Source organism: Deinococcus arboris (genome assembly GCF_009755355.1).
Lineage (GTDB): Bacteria > Deinococcota > Deinococci > Deinococcales > Deinococcaceae > Deinococcus > Deinococcus betulae.
Genome location: NZ_WQLB01000003.1, coordinates 268,762 through 285,071, shown reverse-complemented (window position 1 = coordinate 285,071; position 16,310 = coordinate 268,762). Strand labels below are relative to the sequence as shown.

Annotated in this window: 15 protein-coding genes; 7 read left to right on the top strand and 8 right to left on the bottom strand. The window is 65.5% G+C overall.

Annotated elements, in window-relative coordinates:
- The coding region (locus GO986_RS04145; protein WP_157457987.1) for a hypothetical protein at nt 1-261 on the bottom strand (261 nt) is incomplete at its 3' end.
- A gap of 166 nt (nt 262-427) precedes the next feature.
- Between GO986_RS04145 and GO986_RS04140 the strand changes: the two genes are divergently transcribed.
- The 3 genes from GO986_RS04140 to GO986_RS04130 all read left to right on the top strand — a co-directional run bounded on the left by GO986_RS04140 (nt 428) and on the right by GO986_RS04130 (nt 2,187).
- The gene (locus GO986_RS04140; protein ID WP_157457986.1) at nt 428-724 is read left to right on the top strand and encodes a hypothetical protein; all 297 of its coding nucleotides are present in this window, start codon (nt 428-430) and stop codon (nt 722-724) included.
- Between the two features lie 82 nt (nt 725-806).
- Nucleotides 807-1,691: a class I SAM-dependent methyltransferase gene (locus GO986_RS04135; protein ID WP_157458023.1), complete on the top strand. Its 885-nt coding sequence runs from the start codon at nt 807-809 to the stop codon at nt 1,689-1,691.
- A gap of 52 nt (nt 1,692-1,743) precedes the next feature.
- Complete coding sequence (locus tag GO986_RS04130) at nt 1,744-2,187, top strand: hypothetical protein (RefSeq protein ID WP_157457985.1); 444 nt, start codon at nt 1,744-1,746, stop codon at nt 2,185-2,187.
- A gap of 187 nt (nt 2,188-2,374) precedes the next feature.
- Here GO986_RS04130 and GO986_RS04125 read toward each other — a convergent pair whose 3' ends face one another.
- Genes GO986_RS04125 through GO986_RS04115 form a run of 3 tightly spaced genes read right to left on the bottom strand, consistent with a single transcriptional unit; the run spans nt 2,375 to nt 5,787 of the window.
- The gene (locus GO986_RS04125) at nt 2,375-2,818 is read right to left on the bottom strand and encodes a response regulator (protein WP_157457984.1); all 444 of its coding nucleotides are present in this window, start codon (nt 2,816-2,818) and stop codon (nt 2,375-2,377) included.
- Nucleotides 2,815-5,109 carry a PAS domain-containing sensor histidine kinase gene (locus GO986_RS04120; RefSeq protein WP_157457983.1) on the bottom strand — a complete coding sequence of 765 codons (2,295 nt, stop codon included), beginning with the start codon at nt 5,107-5,109 and terminating at the stop codon, nt 2,815-2,817. The genes GO986_RS04125 and GO986_RS04120 overlap by 4 nt, the downstream gene beginning before the upstream one ends.
- A 12-nt stretch (nt 5,110-5,121) precedes the next feature.
- Complete coding sequence (locus GO986_RS04115) at nt 5,122-5,787, bottom strand: response regulator transcription factor (protein ID WP_224572524.1); 666 nt, start codon at nt 5,785-5,787, stop codon at nt 5,122-5,124.
- A 295-nt stretch (nt 5,788-6,082) separates the two neighbouring features.
- On the opposite strand from GO986_RS04115, the gene GO986_RS04110 reads away from it, so the two are divergent.
- The gene (locus tag GO986_RS04110) at nt 6,083-7,756 is read left to right on the top strand and encodes a ribonuclease J (protein ID WP_157457982.1); all 1,674 of its coding nucleotides are present in this window, start codon (nt 6,083-6,085) and stop codon (nt 7,754-7,756) included.
- Between the two features lie 97 nt (nt 7,757-7,853).
- Here GO986_RS04110 and GO986_RS04105 read toward each other — a convergent pair whose 3' ends face one another.
- Both GO986_RS04105 and GO986_RS04100 read right to left on the bottom strand, forming a co-directional pair.
- A complete protein-coding gene (locus GO986_RS04105) occupies nt 7,854-8,897 on the bottom strand; it encodes an aldo/keto reductase (RefSeq protein ID WP_157457981.1) in 1,044 nt (347 codons plus the stop codon).
- 61 nt (nt 8,898-8,958) lie between these two features.
- On the bottom strand, nt 8,959-9,375 hold the full coding sequence (locus GO986_RS04100) for a hypothetical protein (RefSeq protein WP_157457980.1): 417 nt from the start codon (nt 9,373-9,375) through the stop codon (nt 8,959-8,961).
- 250 nt (nt 9,376-9,625) lie between these two features.
- On the opposite strand from GO986_RS04100, the gene clpP reads away from it, so the two are divergent.
- The 3 genes from clpP to lon all read left to right on the top strand — a co-directional run bounded on the left by clpP (nt 9,626) and on the right by lon (nt 14,019).
- A complete protein-coding gene (clpP, locus tag GO986_RS04095; RefSeq protein ID WP_439648697.1) occupies nt 9,626-10,237 on the top strand; it encodes an ATP-dependent Clp protease proteolytic subunit in 612 nt (203 codons plus the stop codon).
- Complete coding sequence (clpX, locus tag GO986_RS04090) at nt 10,234-11,442, top strand: ATP-dependent Clp protease ATP-binding subunit ClpX (RefSeq protein ID WP_157457978.1); 1,209 nt, start codon at nt 10,234-10,236, stop codon at nt 11,440-11,442. The genes clpP and clpX overlap by 4 nt, the downstream gene beginning before the upstream one ends.
- Nucleotides 11,443-11,583: 141 nt before the next feature.
- A complete protein-coding gene (lon, locus tag GO986_RS04085; RefSeq protein WP_157457977.1) occupies nt 11,584-14,019 on the top strand; it encodes an endopeptidase La in 2,436 nt (811 codons plus the stop codon).
- Nucleotides 14,020-14,076: 57 nt separating this feature from the next.
- Here the strand turns inward: lon and GO986_RS04080 are convergent, their stop codons facing one another.
- Nucleotides 14,077-14,577, bottom strand: coding sequence for a thioredoxin-like domain-containing protein (locus tag GO986_RS04080; protein ID WP_157457976.1), 501 nt, complete (start codon nt 14,575-14,577; stop codon nt 14,077-14,079).
- Nucleotides 14,578-14,767: 190 nt separating this feature from the next.
- Nucleotides 14,768-16,231: an MBL fold metallo-hydrolase gene (locus GO986_RS04075; RefSeq protein WP_157457975.1), complete on the bottom strand. Its 1,464-nt coding sequence runs from the start codon at nt 16,229-16,231 to the stop codon at nt 14,768-14,770.
- Nucleotides 16,232-16,310: the final 79 nt, after the last annotated feature.

Here is a 16,310-nt window from a genome sequence, read left to right as displayed (position 1 = left end):
TAATTCGCCGCGCCAGAAGGTGTGGGCCTCTGGCCCCCGCAGGTGAAAAGTCAGGTCGGCGTCTCCCTGCTGGGCGGCGTCACCGCTGCTCAGGGCCACTTCGCCACTGCGGCCGTCCACCAGCACGCAGGCGTCGGGTGCCGTATGCACGAAGCGCAGTTTCAGGCGGGCCTGCGCCGGACTGGGGTCAGCGGCATGCAAAAACACGCGCGTCAGGCGAGCTTCGAGGTCGGCTCCACGGGCAGGCCACAGGCTGGTCACCGGGTCAGCTCAGCGTGTGCCCCAGAAAAAGACCGTAAGCATCCTTGCAAAAAGTCGGCCAGCACGCGCAATTCCTGCACTTCATGAAGCGTGCGGGCCTACACTTCGTCGCCTCTTGCCGTGGTGTGCTGTGCAGGCAGGAAATTCCAGACGCAGGAGGTCAAGCATGAACCAGCAGTTACAGCAGACCATTGACGCCCTTTCGGGTGGCCTTCAGGACGTGCCCGCCAGCGCCGCGATTGACAACGTGACGAGCTGGCACCAGACGCTGGACGGCGTGCCCGGCGCCGAGACGGTCGTGGAGCACCTGGCCAGCCTCAAGTCGGCCCTGGAAAGCGGTGATCTCGAAGGCGCCGCCGCCCTGCTGCCCGACCTGGGCGCCGCCACCGAGAGCCTCGCCCCGGACGCCCCCGAAGCTGACCAGAGCGGCCTACGCCAGCTGGCCGCCGCCCTGCAAGGCTAAAGCCCGCTTCTCCTTCGGTTCCGGCCCCGTCTATCCTGACGGGGCTTTGTCTGCTTTCCCCCTCTCCTTTACCACCGAACCCATGAGCGTCATTCTGCCTGCGGTGCGCGGCGCCCTGCGGCTTCAAGGCGAGGTCGCGTTCACCGTGCCCGACCCCGACCTGGGGCTGGGTCTTTACGCGGGTGAGCCCACACCCGCCGGATGCCACCGGTCCTGGGCCACCTGGACCGACCTGGCCGACCTGCTCGGCGCCCATCTGCTGACCCCCGAAAGTGCCGGAGAGGGCCGCGTGACCGTGCGGCTGCGTGCCTGGGGCGCCGTGCCCGACCCCGACGCGGCCGGCTACAGCCCAGCCGGGGGCTGGGGCCGCGTGAACAAGCTGGAGGACCCCGTGTTTCTGGCCACCTTCATTGAGGCGCTGCGGCGGGTTAATCCGCCGCCCAGTGGCCAGGTGCTGGCGCTGGGGGTGAATGCTGGCCATGAACTGGACGCCCTGGCCCTGGCCTTTCCGGGCCAGGCGTTGCAGGTGACGGGGGTAGACCTTGACACCGAGGCGCTGCGGGCCGCGCAGGCCAAGTTTCCAGCCGCCACTTTCCTTCAGCAGGATGTCAACGTGTTGCCCCCTGATCTGGGCCGCTTTGACCTCGTCCTGGCCCTGAGCCTGCTGCAAAGCCCCGGCGTCACCCAGGACGTGCTGCTCTCGGCGCTGCGCCGGCATCACCTGAGCCCCAGCGGCGGCCTGATTCTGGGTTACCCGAACGCCCGCTACCGCGACGGCGCCCTGAGTTACGGCGCGCGCCTGCGCAACTTTGCCCGCCCAGACCTCAGCCTGCTGGCTGCTGATGTCACGAATGCCCGGCGCGGCCTCCAGAAGCACGGGTTCAAGGTCTTCGTGACCGGGAAATATGAGGTGCTGCTCACGGCCATTCCAGCCCAGAGCCGCACGCCACTGAATCTGGAGCTGTAGGCCGCAAAGTTGTTCATGTGGGGTGCGTGGTTGCGCTAAGGTGAGCACCTGTATGCGTCTCCTGTCTCTGGTGTCTACTCTGCTTCTTGCTGCCTGCGCGCCCACCACGACGGTGAACGATTTGAAAGGCCCCCTGGTTGAGGGCGAGCGCTGGACCATCACGGGCGCTGACCAGAACAACGATAAGATGAGCGGCGAAGTAGTGGTCCCTGCAGCACCGGACTATGACCGGACGGATCGTCGGTGGGCCTACGAAGACGCGAACGCATATATTCGGTACACCGAAAGCAATCAGCACTTTGAGGTCTGGGATACCCGCGACCCCAAGCGGCTTCTGGTGTGCATCGTGCGCCAGCCGTATAGCGCAGGCGTGCGTGAGTATGTGGGAGTTAGCGTGGCAGGTGCGATGGCCGACCTGGACGCCGTGTTCGCCAAGCTCAGCGGCACCGGCACCAAGCTGACCGGCGGCGACTGCACCGTCAAGCGCGGGGGCTAGGGTTCAGGCCCCGCGTGCTGAAGAGTGCGGATTGAGTGAAAAGGAGGTGGCCACGGCACGAACAGCCGTGGCCACCTCCTTTTCACCTGTTTTCTGCAGCCTTGGGAGTGAGCAAGCACCCCCTGTTCCTCCTGTTGCCCAGACGCAGAGACGCCCCCAAGTCCTGAGCGGCTTTCTGTGCTGACAGTCAGGCCCGAGGGGGGAAGCGCACAAACGTCAGCCAGAAGGCTTCAAAAGCTCGCATGGCGCCCAGAAAGTTCTCGAAGCCCACCGGCTTGACCACGTACCCACTGGCGTGACGCTCGTAGCAGGACCGCACGTCGTCGTCGGCCTGGCTGGTGGTCAGCATCACGACAGGAATGCTGCGCAGCAGGGGATCGGCCTTGAGTTCTTCCAGCACCTCCAGTCCCGTTTTGCGCGGCATGTTGATGTCCATCAGAATCACGTCGGGGCGCGGCGAACCGGCATGTTCACCCTCGCGGCGCAGAAACCGCAGGGCGTCCACACCGTCGCGGGCCACATGCATGCGGTTGGGCACGCGGGATTCCTCGAAGGCTTCCAGGGTCAGCAGAACATCGGGTTCGTTGTCCTCGACCAGCAGGATTTCAATGGGTGTAGAAGGCGCGGTCATGGGGTCGGCACCGCCGGCAGGCTCACCTGGAACGTGCTGCCCCGCCCTGGGCTGGACTCGATCCAGATCTGGCCGCCGTGGTGTTCGGCAATCTTACGGCAGATGGCCAGCCCCATGCCGTTGCCGGCAAAGGAGTCCCGGTGATGCAGCCGCTGAAAGATGTCAAACACGCGGGTGTGATACTCCGGCGCAATGCCAATGCCGTTGTCCTGCACGCTCAGATGCACAAAGGCTCCCTCCAGGCGCGAGGTTACGTGCACCTGCGGCGGCTGGCCCGGCGCGCAGAACTTCAGGCCGTTGCTTACCAGGTTGGTCAGCAGTTGGGTCAGCAGCGAGGCCTGGCCCAGCACCGAATGGGGCGTGTGCCAGGTGAGGGTGCCGCCCCCCTGCAAGGTCCCCTGAACGTTACTGGCTGCCGCCGCCATCAGGTCATTCAGCGCCAGCGGCGTCAGGGGAGTGTCTTGCCGGCCGGTGCGGGCGAAGGCCAGCAGGTCCTGAATAAGGCTGCGCATCCGCTCAACGGCGCCCTGTGTGTAGGTCAGGTACTGCCCGGCCCGCTCGTCCAGCTGGCCGCCGTAGCGCCGGGCGAGCAGTTCGGTGTAGCTGCCGATGGTGCGCAGCGGCTCTTGCAGGTCGTGAGAAGCCACATAAGCAAACTGTTCGAGGTCCTGGTTGCTGCGCTCCAGATTTTCAATCATCTCGTGGAGTTGCTGCCTGGCCTGCTCACGCTCGGTGATGTCCTGCACCATCACCACCGCGCCGCCCACCTGCCCGGAAGCGTCCTGCGTGGACGTCACGACGTAGGCCACCGGCACCGCCCGGCCCGAGGCGTGCCACATCACGTCGCGCTCGATGCGGCGGGTCTGGCCGTCGCGCAGCGTCTGGTGAATGGGGCACTCTGAAACCGGGTAGGGCCGCCCGTCCTCATGGTGGTGGTGAATAAGGTCGTGCTGGCTCTGGCCAATCATGCTTTCAACGCTGTGGCCAAAGATGCGGGCCGCCGCCGGATTGGCAAAGGTGGTCACGCCGCGCGGGTCCAGCCCAAAGATGCCCTCGCCCACCGCTGTCAGCAGCAGGGTACTGAAGCGCGTGACCTGCGCCAGTTCGGCCGTGCGGGTCTGCACCCGCGCCTCTAAGTCGGCGTTGGCGTCCATCAGTTCCTGCTGGGCGGCGCGCAGCTCGGTAACGTCCGTGTTGGTGCCCACCCATTCGCTCACGGCGCCCCGCTCGTCCAGCACCGGCACGCCACGCGCGTCCATCGCCACATAGACCCCGTCGGCGCGGCGCACGCGGTAGGCCGTGATGTAGGGCCTGCGGGCCGCCACCGCTCCTTCCCAGGCGGCGATGGCGTGGGCGCGGTCTTCTGGATGCAGGGCGCCCAGCCAGCCGGCCTGGCTGTACTCTTCCGGGGTCTGGCCCGTGAAGGCTTCCCAGTCGAGCTGCGGCGGCAAAAAAGCGCCGTCAGGCTGCGTGGTCCACACGATCTGGGCGGTGGCCTCAACCAACGAGCGAAAGCGCTGCTCGCTGCCCCGCAGCGCCTTCTGGGTGGTGTACAGGTCTGTGACGTCGTTAAAGACGGTCGTGACCTGCTTGGGCTGAGCGCTGCCGGGGGCGCGCCGGGGCAGGGCCGTCACGTCCAGCCAGCGCTGCTCGCCGCTGGGCGGGTGAAAGATGCCCATTGGGACGTGGTACACCGCCTCGCCGCTGCGCAGCGCCTGCACAGACGGGTGGGTGTCACCGGGAAACGCCGAGCCGTCCGGATGAATGGCCTGCCAGCGGGGGTCCATCGAATCGCGCCCGGTCAGCTGGTCCAGGCTGAGGCCCAGAATCTGCTCGGCGGCGCGGTTGGCGTGCAAAATGCGGCTGTCGGGGGCCTGCACGGTCATGCCCAGGCGCAGGCTGTCCATCAGTTCCAAGGCCACTTCCAGGGGATCGCGCGCCACATGCAGGTGAATCAGGACGCCACCCCCTGCCGGCGAGACCGTTACCAGGGCCGGCGCCACCGTGTCCACGGCCCGCGCCGTGACGCGCGAGGTCCGGCCTTCCAGGGCGCCCATCACCGCCGCACGCACCGCGTCGGCACTCTCTGCTTGAAATAGCGCCTGCCAGTCGCCCTGCGGCGAGGCGCGCGTGATGCGCTCCTGCGCCGCCGCGTTCAGCGTGACCTCGCCGCCGGGGTGCAGCAGCGCCACCGGGTCCGGCAGAGCGGCCAGCAGCGCGCTGGCGTCCACCCCGGCAAACCCGGCGCCCGACCCATCTGGCTGGCCCAGACCAGGCTGGGCGTCCGTCATGTGTCCTGGCCCTTAGCCGCGCAGGGCGTACCCGACGCCGCGCACGGTTCGCAGCAGCCCGTAGCCGTCCAGGTCGCGCAGTTTGGCGCGCAGGTTGGCCATATGCACGTCCACGACGTTGCTGCCCTCGGGGAGGCGGCCTTGCCAGATGTCCTGGCCGATTTCCTGGCGCGAGTACACGCGCCCTGGCTGACGAATCAGCAGCGCCAGGATGTCAAATTCCTTGGGCGAGAGGCGCAGTTCGTCGCCCTTGTAGGTCACCAGGCGCTTTTGCGGGTCCAGCGTCAGGTCGCCCATCGTCAGGCTCTCGGTGGTGCGCTGGCGCAGTTGCACCTTGACGCGGGCCAGCAGTTCGTCGGGGTGAAAGGGCTTGATCAGGTAGTCGTCGGCGCCCAGACCCAGCAGGCGCACCTTTTCGTCCACGGTGTCGCGGGCGGTCAGCACGATAATCGGCACCGCGCTGTTTTTGCGCAGGCGCTGCACTACGTCGCCGCCGTCAAAGTCAGGCAGGCCCAGGTCCAGCAGAATGAGGGTGGGCTGGTCCTCGCGGGCCTTGATGAGGCCGTTCATGGCGCTGTCGGCGTGGTCGACTTCGAAGCCGGCGTCGGTTAGGTCCATCCGTAGGACGTTGGCAATGTCCAGGTCGTCCTCGATGACAAGAATGCGTTGCGTGGTCACGTGGCCGATGATACCCCCTCATGAGGGGCGCCTTCATGATGGTTTCTTGACCGCCAGGGTCTTGCGCTCCTGAACTTCGCGGCCCTTGTGGGGCTGGTGGCGGCCTGCCGGGCTGTCCCCCGCCGGGGGTGTGCTAGGTTGGTGAGACCGCGCCTCTATGTCTGCCGGCCCCTGGCCCCAGCGCAGAGCGACACAACTCAGTCCCCACCCCGGCTGCCCCTGGTGGCCCCGCCTTCTCTCACAATCTGCTGTGCATCCCCGCCCAGGGGCCGCATCCAGCCCACCGGAGATCCTCATGACCCAGCCCAACAAGGCCACACCCGCCCAGGGGGCCGCCCCGCACCTTGAAGTCATTCCGCTGGGCGGCATGGGCGAGATCGGCAAGAACATCACCGTTTACCGCTCTGGCGACGAAATTATGGTCGTGGACGCCGGCCTGGCCTTTCCCGACAGCCACCAGATGGGCATTGACCTCATCATTCCGCGTATTGATTACCTGCAGCAGAACGCCGACCTGATTAAAGGCTGGATTCTGACCCACGGCCACGAGGACCACATTGGCGGCCTGCCGTACATCCTGCCCCGGTTGCCCAAGGTGCCGGTTTACGGCGCGGGCCTGACCCTGGGGCTGGTGCGCGAGAAGCTGTCCGAATTTGGTATCCGCGACGTGGACACCGACCTGCGCGAGGTGCAGATGGGCGACAAGGTGCGCATCGGCACCCAGTTTCAGGTTGAGTTCCTGCGCATGACCCACTCGATTCCTGACAACGCCGGGTACATCCTGTCCACGCCGGCCGGGGTGGTGCTGCACACCGGGGACTTCAAGCTGGACGAAGAACCCAGCGACGGGCGCCCCAGCGACCTGGCACGCATTGAGCAGGCGGGCAAGGACGGCGTGCTGCTGCTGATTTCAGACTCTACCAATGCCGAGCGTCCGGGCCGCAGCGTCAGCGAGGCCGAGGTGGCGCGCAACCTGGAACAGCTGATTGCCAGCTGCAAGGGCCGCGTGTTCCTGTCCACCTTCGCGTCCAACGTGCACCGCATGCAGAACATCGTGCAGATTGCCCACCGCCTGGGCCGCCGCGTGGTGCTCGAAGGCCGCAGCATTCTGAAGTATGCCCAGGTGGCCCAGAGTGTGGGCTACATGGAACTGCCCGAGCCGTTCCTGAGCAATGACGAGGTGGGCACTCTGCAGGACCAACAGGTGCTGTACATCTGCACCGGCTCGCAGGGCCAACCCATGAGCGTGTTGCCCCGCCTGGCCTTTGGCAACCACGCCAAGATCGCGCTGCGCCGGGGCGACAGTGTGATTCTGAGCAGCAACCCCATTCCCGGCAACGAGGAAGCGGTGAACCTCGTGGTCAACCGCCTGTACGAAATCGGCGTGGACGTGTACTACCCTCCGGCGTACAAGGTGCATGCCTCGGGCCACGGCAGCCAGGAAGAACTGGCCACCGTGCTGAACTTAGCCCGGCCCAAGTTCTTCCTGCCCTGGCACGGCGAACCCCGTCACCAGATTAACCACGCCAAACTGGCCCAGACCCTGCCCCGACCCCCCAAGCGCACCCTGATTGCCAAGAACGGCGACGTTGTGCGCCTGAGCCAGGACGACTTCAAGGTAACGGGCACGGTGCCGGCCGGTGCCGTCTATGTGGACGGCCTCGGCGTAGGCGATATTGGCGACGATGTGCTGCTGGACCGCGTGAACATGAGCCAGGAAGGCATCATGATCATGACGGCGGTGCTGCACCCCACACCACATGTCGAGATCGTTTCGCGCGGGTTTGTGCGCGCCAACCGTGAACTGGACGCCCAGATTCGCAAGGTGGCCCTGGACGCCGTGGAACAGGGCACCCGCGAGAAAAAGCGCTTAGAAGACGTGCGCGACGACATGTACGGGGCCGTACGGCGCTTTGTCCGCAAGGTGACGGGCCGCAACCCGGTGCTGATTCCCCTGATTGTGGATTGAGCAGTAGGGGCGTCGGTCGTGGCGCTCTGTATCCCTCACCAAGAAGGCCGCCCAGAGTTGGGGCGGCCTTCTCTGATTCAGTGCGGGCTTACGGTGTTCAGCCTTGCACGTCACTGCCACCAAAAATCATGGAGCGCAGACCGTCTGAGAAGAAGTTGAGGGTGTCCGGGGCGCTCGCCTGGCTGAGGGTCTTCAGCTGCTCGGCACTCAGCCGAACGTCCAGCGAGGCCAGATTATCGGTCAGCTGCTGTGCGCTGCTGGCCCCGATGATCGTTGAAGTCACACCTGGCTGAGCCACGACCCAGGCCAGCGCCACCTGCGCCAGTGGGCGGTCCACCTCGGCTGCCACGGCCTTCAGCGCGTCCAGGGTGCGCCAGTTGCGTTCGGTGAATTTGCTGTCGCCAAATGGATTGGGACCGTTCAGGCGGCCCTCGCCCTGGGCCGTGCCCTTCAAACCGTCCTCGCGGGTGTATTTCCCAGTGAGAAAGCCGGCGGCCAGGGGACTCCAGGGGGTCAGGCCCAGCCCCAACTCGCGCGCCGCAGGGGCATGTTCGCGTTCCAGGTCGCGGCCCACCAGTGAATATTCCAGTTGCAGGGCGATGGGGCCGGGGACGCCGTGCACCTGGGCCAACGTGGCGGCCTTGGCGGCGTACCAGGCGGGCACGTTCGAAAATCCGAAGTACTGAATGCGCCCCTCGCGCACGAAGTTGCCCAGGGTCTGCAGCACTTCTTCGGCGGGCGTCACCATGTCCCAGATGTGCAGCCAATACAGGTCAATGTAGTCGGTGTTCAGGCGGCGCAGCGAGGCGTCCAGCGCCGCGTGCAGGTGCTTGCGCCCGTTGCCGCTGGCGTGAGGATTGCCCTTTTCGGTGGAGAAGGCGGCCTTGGTGGCCAGAACGAGGCGCTCACGAAGCTTCCCCTGGGCAACGAAGCGCCCCACCCATTCCTCGCTGCGGCCTCCGGCATACACGTCGGCGGTGTCAATGAAATTGCCGCCGGCTTCCACGTAAGCGTTAAAAATCGCCTGAGATTCGTCGTCGGAGGCGCCCCAGCGAGCGGTGCCGAAGGTCATGGTGCCCAGCGCCAGTGGGCTGACCACCAGGCCCGAGCGGCCTAACGTGCGGTAAGAAGAAAGGTTCATGCCTCAGGGTGGGGGAGAGGAAGGTGGGGGGACTGTAGGGGGTGGTACGGAGGGAAGGTGGTTAGGAAGGCTGGACGGCGTTTTGCCGCGCTTCCCAGCGGGTGCGAAAGGCCAATTCGGCTGCGCTGAGTTGTGCCAGAGCAGGGGCTAATTCGTCTGGAGACAGCAGAGCTTCGAGAACGGCCGCCGCGCGGCGGAAAGGGCCAGATGGCCAGGGACCAGCGATCAGCAGCTTGAGTGGCTGGTTGATGTCCACCATGAACGCCAGTAAGCCTTCAGGAGCCGAAACCTGATTTAGAAAGGGCAGCAGCGTTTGGGTACAACTCGCTTCTACTTCTGCCGCTATTAGGTGGATACCTTCCTCTTTGGCATGGGGAACGAGCAGCCATTCATGTGGCTGAGTTGCATCGAGCCAGTCTGGGCTACTGGGAAACGCGACCCTCGTCTCCTGGCCTTGAGCGAGCACTTGATAAGTCACCCGGCCTGAGAGGCGAACGCGCCAACTTCGCCTGCGCCAAGTTATGCCGCACTCAAGTGACTGCGTGCTGTGAGTGAGCCTCCGTCGGAACTCTGTTCCCCGCACACTTTCTTTTTCCTCGGTAAGCCCCCAGCCCTCTGCTTGCGCCGCCAGCAAGGCGAGCAGCGCGTCCCTGGCGCGCGTGTCTTCTGGCTGCTGCCCGCCTTGACTCCCCACCTTTGACACTTTACGTTTTCCGTCCCGTGCGATAATCGCCCTTATGAGCGTGATTCCCTACGTCATTGAGCAGACTGGACGCGGCGAGCGGATGTACGACATCTACTCGCGCCTCCTCAAAGACCGGATTATTTTCGTGGGCACGCCAATCGAGTCCCAGATGGCCAACACCATCGTGGCGCAGCTGCTGCTGCTGGACTCCCAAAACCCCGAGCAGGAAATTCAGATGTACATCAACTGCCCCGGCGGCGAAGTCTATGCGGGCCTGGCGATTTACGACACCATGCGCTACATCAAAGCGCCTGTTAGCACCATCTGCGTGGGCATCGCCATGAGCATGGGCAGCGTGCTGCTGATGGCCGGCGACAAGGGCAAGCGCATGGCCCTGCCCAACAGCCGCATCATGATTCACCAGGGCTCGGCGGGTTTCCGGGGCAACACGCCCGACCTGGAAGTGCAGGCCAAGGAAGTGCTGCACCTGCGCGACAAGCTGGTGAGCATTTACCACCGGCATACCGACCTGCCGCACGACAAGCTGCTGCGCGACATGGAACGCGACTACTTTATGTCGCCCGAGGAAGCGCTGAAGTACGGCCTGATTGACTCTGTCATCGAAAACACCCGGGAACTGGGAGGCGCGCAATGACCAAGACGGGGGGAGACCGCTGTTCGTTCTGTGGGCGGCAGCATCCGCAGATTGCCCAGCTGATTGAGGCGCCGGGCCGCGCCGCTTTCATTTGCAACGAGTGCACCGACCGCGCGCACGAACTGGTCAAGCAGAACAAGAAGGCAGGCGGCGACTTCAGCCTGACCGAACTGCCCACGCCCAAAGAGATCAAGGCGTACCTCGACGAGTTCGTGATTGGGCAGGACGAGGCGAAAAAGGCCCTGGCGGTCGCCGTCGTCAGTCACTACCAGCGCCTTGCCCACCCCGACGTGAACCTGCAAAAGAGCAACATCCTGCTCATCGGGCCGACGGGCACCGGCAAGACCCTGCTGGCCTCCAGTCTGGCGGAGATGCTGGAAGTGCCTTTTGCTATCGCCGACGCCACCACCCTGACCGAAGCTGGTTACGTGGGCGACGACGTGGAAAACGTGATCGTGCGCCTGCTGCAAGCCGCCGAATACGACGTGGCAGCGGCTGAGCGCGGCATCATCTACATTGACGAAATTGACAAGATCGCCCGCAAGTCCGAAGGCACCTCGATTACCCGTGACGTGTCGGGCGAAGGTGTGCAGCAGGCCCTGCTGAAGATCATTGAAGGGACCGTCGCCCAGGTCCCGCCGCAGGGGGGCCGCAAGCACCCGCAGCAGGAACTGGTGCAGGTCAACACCAAGAACATCCTGTTTATCGTGGGCGGGGCCTTTGACGGCATCGCCGACATCGGCCGCACCCGCACGAACGTCCGTGCTGTGGGCTTCGGCGCCGAGCACAAGGGCGACGAGAAGGCCGAACTGCGGTTCCTGCCCGAAGACCTCGTGAAGTTCGGCCTGATTCCCGAGTTCGTGGGCCGCTTGCCGCTAGTCGTGCAGTTGCAGGACCTCGACGAGGACGCCCTGGTACGCATCCTGACCGAGCCGCAGGGCGCCATTGCCACCCAGTACCAGGCCCTCTTCGGGTTTCAGGACGTGGACCTGAGCTTTACCGACGAGGCGCTGCGCGAGGTGGCCCACCGCGCCCGCGACCGCAAGACGGGTGCCCGTGGCCTGCGTGCGGTGCTGGAAAAAGCGATGACGGACCTGCTGTTCGAGTTGCCGGTGGACGGCCTACGCGAACTGCGCTTTGACGCTGACCACATTGATGACCCTATGACGCTGCTTGAGTCAAAGGGACTCAAGAAGTCTGCGTAAACGCAACAGAGCTTACAGCATTCCCCCGCGCCCGTCCCTAGACTCTGGGGACACCGTGCGGGGGTATTTTTCGTTGTTCTTCCCTGCGATACACTGACCCATTCACGCGCGGCCCAGCGCAGCGCGACCCAAGGAGCAAGCATGATTTGGGAATTACCCGTCGTCGCCCTGAGAAACATTGTGATCCTGCCCGGCGTCACCATGAACGTGGACGTGGGGCGCCCCAAGAGCAAGCGCGCCGTGGACGAGGCGCAGGCCAGCGACCGCCGCGTGCTGCTGCTGACCCAACGCGACGCCCGCACCGATGACCCCACCCGCGCCGAGCTGTACGACATGGGCGTGCTGGCAGTCATCAAGCAGGTGGTCCGCATGCCCGACAACACCTATCAGGTGCTGGTGGAAGCGCAGGAGCGCGCCGCCGTGCTGGACGAGGTGCCCAGCGCGTATATGCGTGTGCGCGCCGAGACCCAGCCCACCGCCGCCGACCCCAGCCGCGAAGTGGCCGTGCTGGCCGGCGAGGTCAAGAGTGCCTTTGAGGAGTACCAGCGCCAGAACAAGAACCTGCGCCTGGACAACTACCAGTTGGAAGGCCTGAAAGCCCTGACTGACGTGGGCGCCCTGGCCGATCAGGTGACCCACCACGCCACCTGGACGCCTGAGGAAAAGCAGGAGATTCTGACGGCCGTGGAGCTACGCCCCCGCTTAGAAGGCGTGCTGAAGCTGCTGTCGCGCGACACCGAACGCTTCAACATGGACAAGAAGATCGCCGGGCGCGTCAAAGAGCAGATGGACGCCAACCAGCGCGAGTACTACCTGCGCGAGCAGATGAAGGCCATTGGCAAGGAACTGGGCGGCGGCGAAGACGGCCCCGCCGAGGTCGAGGCCCTGCGCGAGAAGATTGAAGGCGCCGGCATGCCCGACAGCGTGAAGGAAAAGGCCCTCAAGGAACTCCAGCGTTTAGAGCGCACCCCTGGCGGCAGTCCTGAAAGCACCGTCGTGCGCAACTACATTGACTGGCTGGTGGACGTGCCCTGGAACAAGCGCGACGAGGAAATCCTTGACATCAGCCGCACGCGCGAAATCCTGGACGCTGACCACTACGCGCTGGGCGACGTCAAAGACCGCATCCTGGAATTCCTGGCCGTGCGTCAGCTGACCCACAAGCCCGGCGAAACCGAGGAGCAGCGCCAGGAGCGCAGCGCCGAAGAACGCACCGACGACGCCGAACTGCGCGCGCCGATTCTGGTGCTGGTGGGCCCTCCCGGCGTGGGCAAAACCAGCCTGGGCAAGAGCATTGCCCGCAGCCTCAACCGCAAGTTCGTGCGGATGGCGCTGGGCGGCGTGCGTGACGAGGCCGAGATTCGCGGTCACCGCCGCACCTACATCGGCAGCATGCCGGGCCGCATCATCCAGGCCATGAAGACGGCGGGCGTGACCAACCCGGTCATCCTGCTCGACGAAATCGACAAGATGAGCAGCGACTGGCGCGGTGACCCCAGCAGCGCCATGCTGGAGGTGCTGGACCCTGAGCAGAACCACACCTTCCAGGACCACTACCTGGAAGTCCCCTACGACCTGTCGCAGGTCATGTTCATCACGACGGCCAACAGCCTCCAGACCATCCCCCGGCCCCTGCTGGACCGCATGGAAATCATCCAGATTCCCGGCTACACCCAGCCCGAGAAGGTGGAGATCGCCAAGCGCTACCGCGTCCCCCGGCAGGTCAAGTCGCACGGTCTGACCGGCAAACTGGAAATCACCGACGCGGCCCTCAACCGCATTGTGGAGGAGTACACCGCCGAGAGCGGCGTACGTAACCTTGACCGCCAGGTCAGCAAGCTGGCCCGCAAGGCCGCCCGTGAGCTGCTGGAAAAGGCCTGGGACAGCGTGAAGGTCATCGACGCGCCGCAGGTGCCGGATTACCTGGGCGTGCCCATGCACCGCCCCGACAAGATGGAAAAAGAGCCTCAGGTGGGCGTGGCACAGGGTCTGGCCTGGACGAGTGTGGGCGGCACCATGCTGTTGGTCGAAGCCCTGGCGACCCCTGGCACGGGCAAGATCGTCATGACCGGTTCGTTGGGCGACGTGATGAAGGAAAGCGTGGCGGCGGCTATCGCTTACCTGCGGGCCCATGCGGCGGAATACGGCGCGGATCCTGACTTCCACAAGAATCTGGACCTGCATGTGCACTTCCCCGACGGCGCCACGCCCAAGGACGGCCCCAGCGCCGGCATCACGATTGCTACAGCCGTCATTAGCGCGATCACTGGGCGCCCAGTGCGCCTAGATGTGGCCATGACCGGCGAGATCAGCCTGCGCGGCCGGGTGCTGCCTATCGGCGGCGTCAAGGAGAAGCTGCTGGCGGCCCATCAGGGCGGCATCCGCGAGGTCATCATTCCCAAGGACAACGAGCCGCATCTGCAGGACGTGCCGGACAGCATTCGCGGCGACCTGCGTATTCATACCCTGGAGCGCGTGGGCCAAGTGCTCGACCTGCTGCTGCTGCCCAAGCCCGAGGCGAGCGAGCCGAACATGCCCGTCCCCATGAGCAAGGGCGTGACCCAGCCCGGCGCCTGAGAGACCCAAGAACAAAGCCCCCGGTGATTGGCCGGGGGCTCTTTCTATCCTTCGTGCTCAGCGCGTTTCGCTGTAGGCGCCGCTGCACGAGGCGCCGCGCTCGGGGGCAGTGGCACCTTGCTCGTACTTGTCCAGGAACGCTTTGAGGCGTTCGTCGCCTGCGCTGTCAACCTTGATCTGGGCGCCCCAGGCACTGGCCGCGACCGGCTTGTCCAGGCCTTCGTAGGGACTGAGCAGCGTGTAGGGCCGGCCTTCCACCAGCCCTTTCAGCTGGTCCACCTGGGCTTTGTCGAGGTCCGGGCGGTAGGTGATCCACACCGCCCCGTGTTCCATGCTGTGCACGGCGTACTCGTTGTACAGCGGCCGGTCATAGACGCCGCAGTTCTGCCAGCTGGCGTTGTGGGCGCCGCCAGCCGGCGGGTTTTCGGCGTACAGCAGCGAGCCGGTGCGGTGGTCGCCGCCGTCGTACTTGAAGGTCTGCACGCCATCAATGGCTTTAGAGCCGCAAGCTGTCAGGGCAAACAGGAACAGGGAAGCCAGGGGCAACGCGCGTTTCATGGACCTCTAGAGTAGCGGCTGGGCATGAGGGCGTGTGGAGGTGTTGCGGCGCCCGTCCAGCTCGGCAACACAGCCGAGGGCAAGACCGGCTGCTTCTCCAGGTGCCAGGATGTCTTCTCATTCCGCAATTCTGCGGACCTTCCAGTCGAGTTGAGCCTAAAAGGTGTTAGGGACTGATTCAAAACCCGTCTTACTCGCCCCCGGCGGTCTGGGCCGCGCGGTCACGGGTCTCGATGTGAAATCCCGGAGGTGTGCCGTTCGGAAAGCCGGTGCCAGTCAGGTCCACCACCTGCCGGTCTGGCACGATGTCGCCCTTCAGGCCACGCGCGGCCAGCACCGGCAGAAATTCGGCCATGACCTCGTTCTCGCCGTGCACGAGCCAGACGTGTGGCTGCCCGGCCGCCTCCAGAAAGGCCAGCAGGTCGTCCTGATCGGCGTGGGCGGAAAAGCCCCCGATGGTGTGCACCTGCGCGCGCACCGCCACCTCCTCGCCCAGAATGCGCACCGTGTCGGCCCCGCCCACAATGCGCCCGCCGAGGCTGCTGGGCGACTGGTACGACACGATAATCAGGCTGGTCCCCGGTTTCCAGAGGTGGTGCTTGAGGTGGTGCTGGATGCGCCCGCCGGTCATCATGCCGTTGCCCGCCAGAATGATGGCCGGGCCGTCGTAGCGGTTGATGCGCTGGGACTCGGCGCTGGTGTTGACCACATGCAGCGTGCCTGGCCGGAAGGGGTCCTCGCCCGCTTGCAGGGCGTCTCTGACCGGCGGCACCAGCTCATCCCCGAACTCGAAATACTCGTGGGTGGCGCGCGCCGCCATCGGGGAATCCAGAAAGACGGGCAGGCGCGGCACCTCCCCGCTGTCCATCAGTTCTTTCAGGGTATGGAGGATAGTCTGGGTGCGCTCGATGGCGAAGCTGGGAATCAGGATTTTGCCGCCCTGGCGCATGCTGGCCCGCAGCGCCGCGCTGAATTCGGCCAGGGTGTCTGGCCAGGCGCGGTGGGTGCGGTTGGCATAGGTGGATTCCAGCACGATGGCGTCAGCCGGCGGCGGCGGCGTGAAGTCCAGTTGTAGCCCACTCTCGCGGTTGCCCAGGTCGCCGCTCATGATGAGGCGGCCGTCCGGGGTGTCCAGCACCAGATAGGCGCTGCCCAGAATGTGCCCGGCGCGCTGCGGGGTCACGCGCACACCCGCGACCACCGTGGTCTCGCCGAAGGTCAGCACTGGGCGCAGCAGAGCCAGAGCGCGGTGAACGTCCTCCTCTTCGTATAGCGGCGGGGGTACCTGCTCGTCGGGCACCCCCTGCCTCCGGGCGCGGCGCAGGTCGTGGCGGTAGCCCTCCACCTGAAGGCGTGCGCTGTCCAGCAGGACCGTTTCGGCCAGCGCGGCCGTGGGGGCCGTGCAGTACACCGCGCCGCGAAAACCCCGTTTGACCAGCAGCGGCAGCCGCCCCACATGATCCAGGTGCGCGTGGGTCAGGAGGACGGCGTCCAGCCCGGCCGGCTCGAAGGAAAAGGCCTCGCGGTTGCGGGCCTCTAAGTCGTCGCCGCCCTGAAACAGCCCGCAGTCCACGAGCAGCTGACGCCCGCCCAGCGTCAGCAGGTGCATGCTGCCGGTCACCGTCTGCGCCGCCCCAAAACTCTGGAGGTTCATACGACAGTCTAGGGGGCCACCACAGACCGGCCGCTTTACCGGCCCTTTACCCTCCAGCGGCCCTCACCGTGGCGCGGTG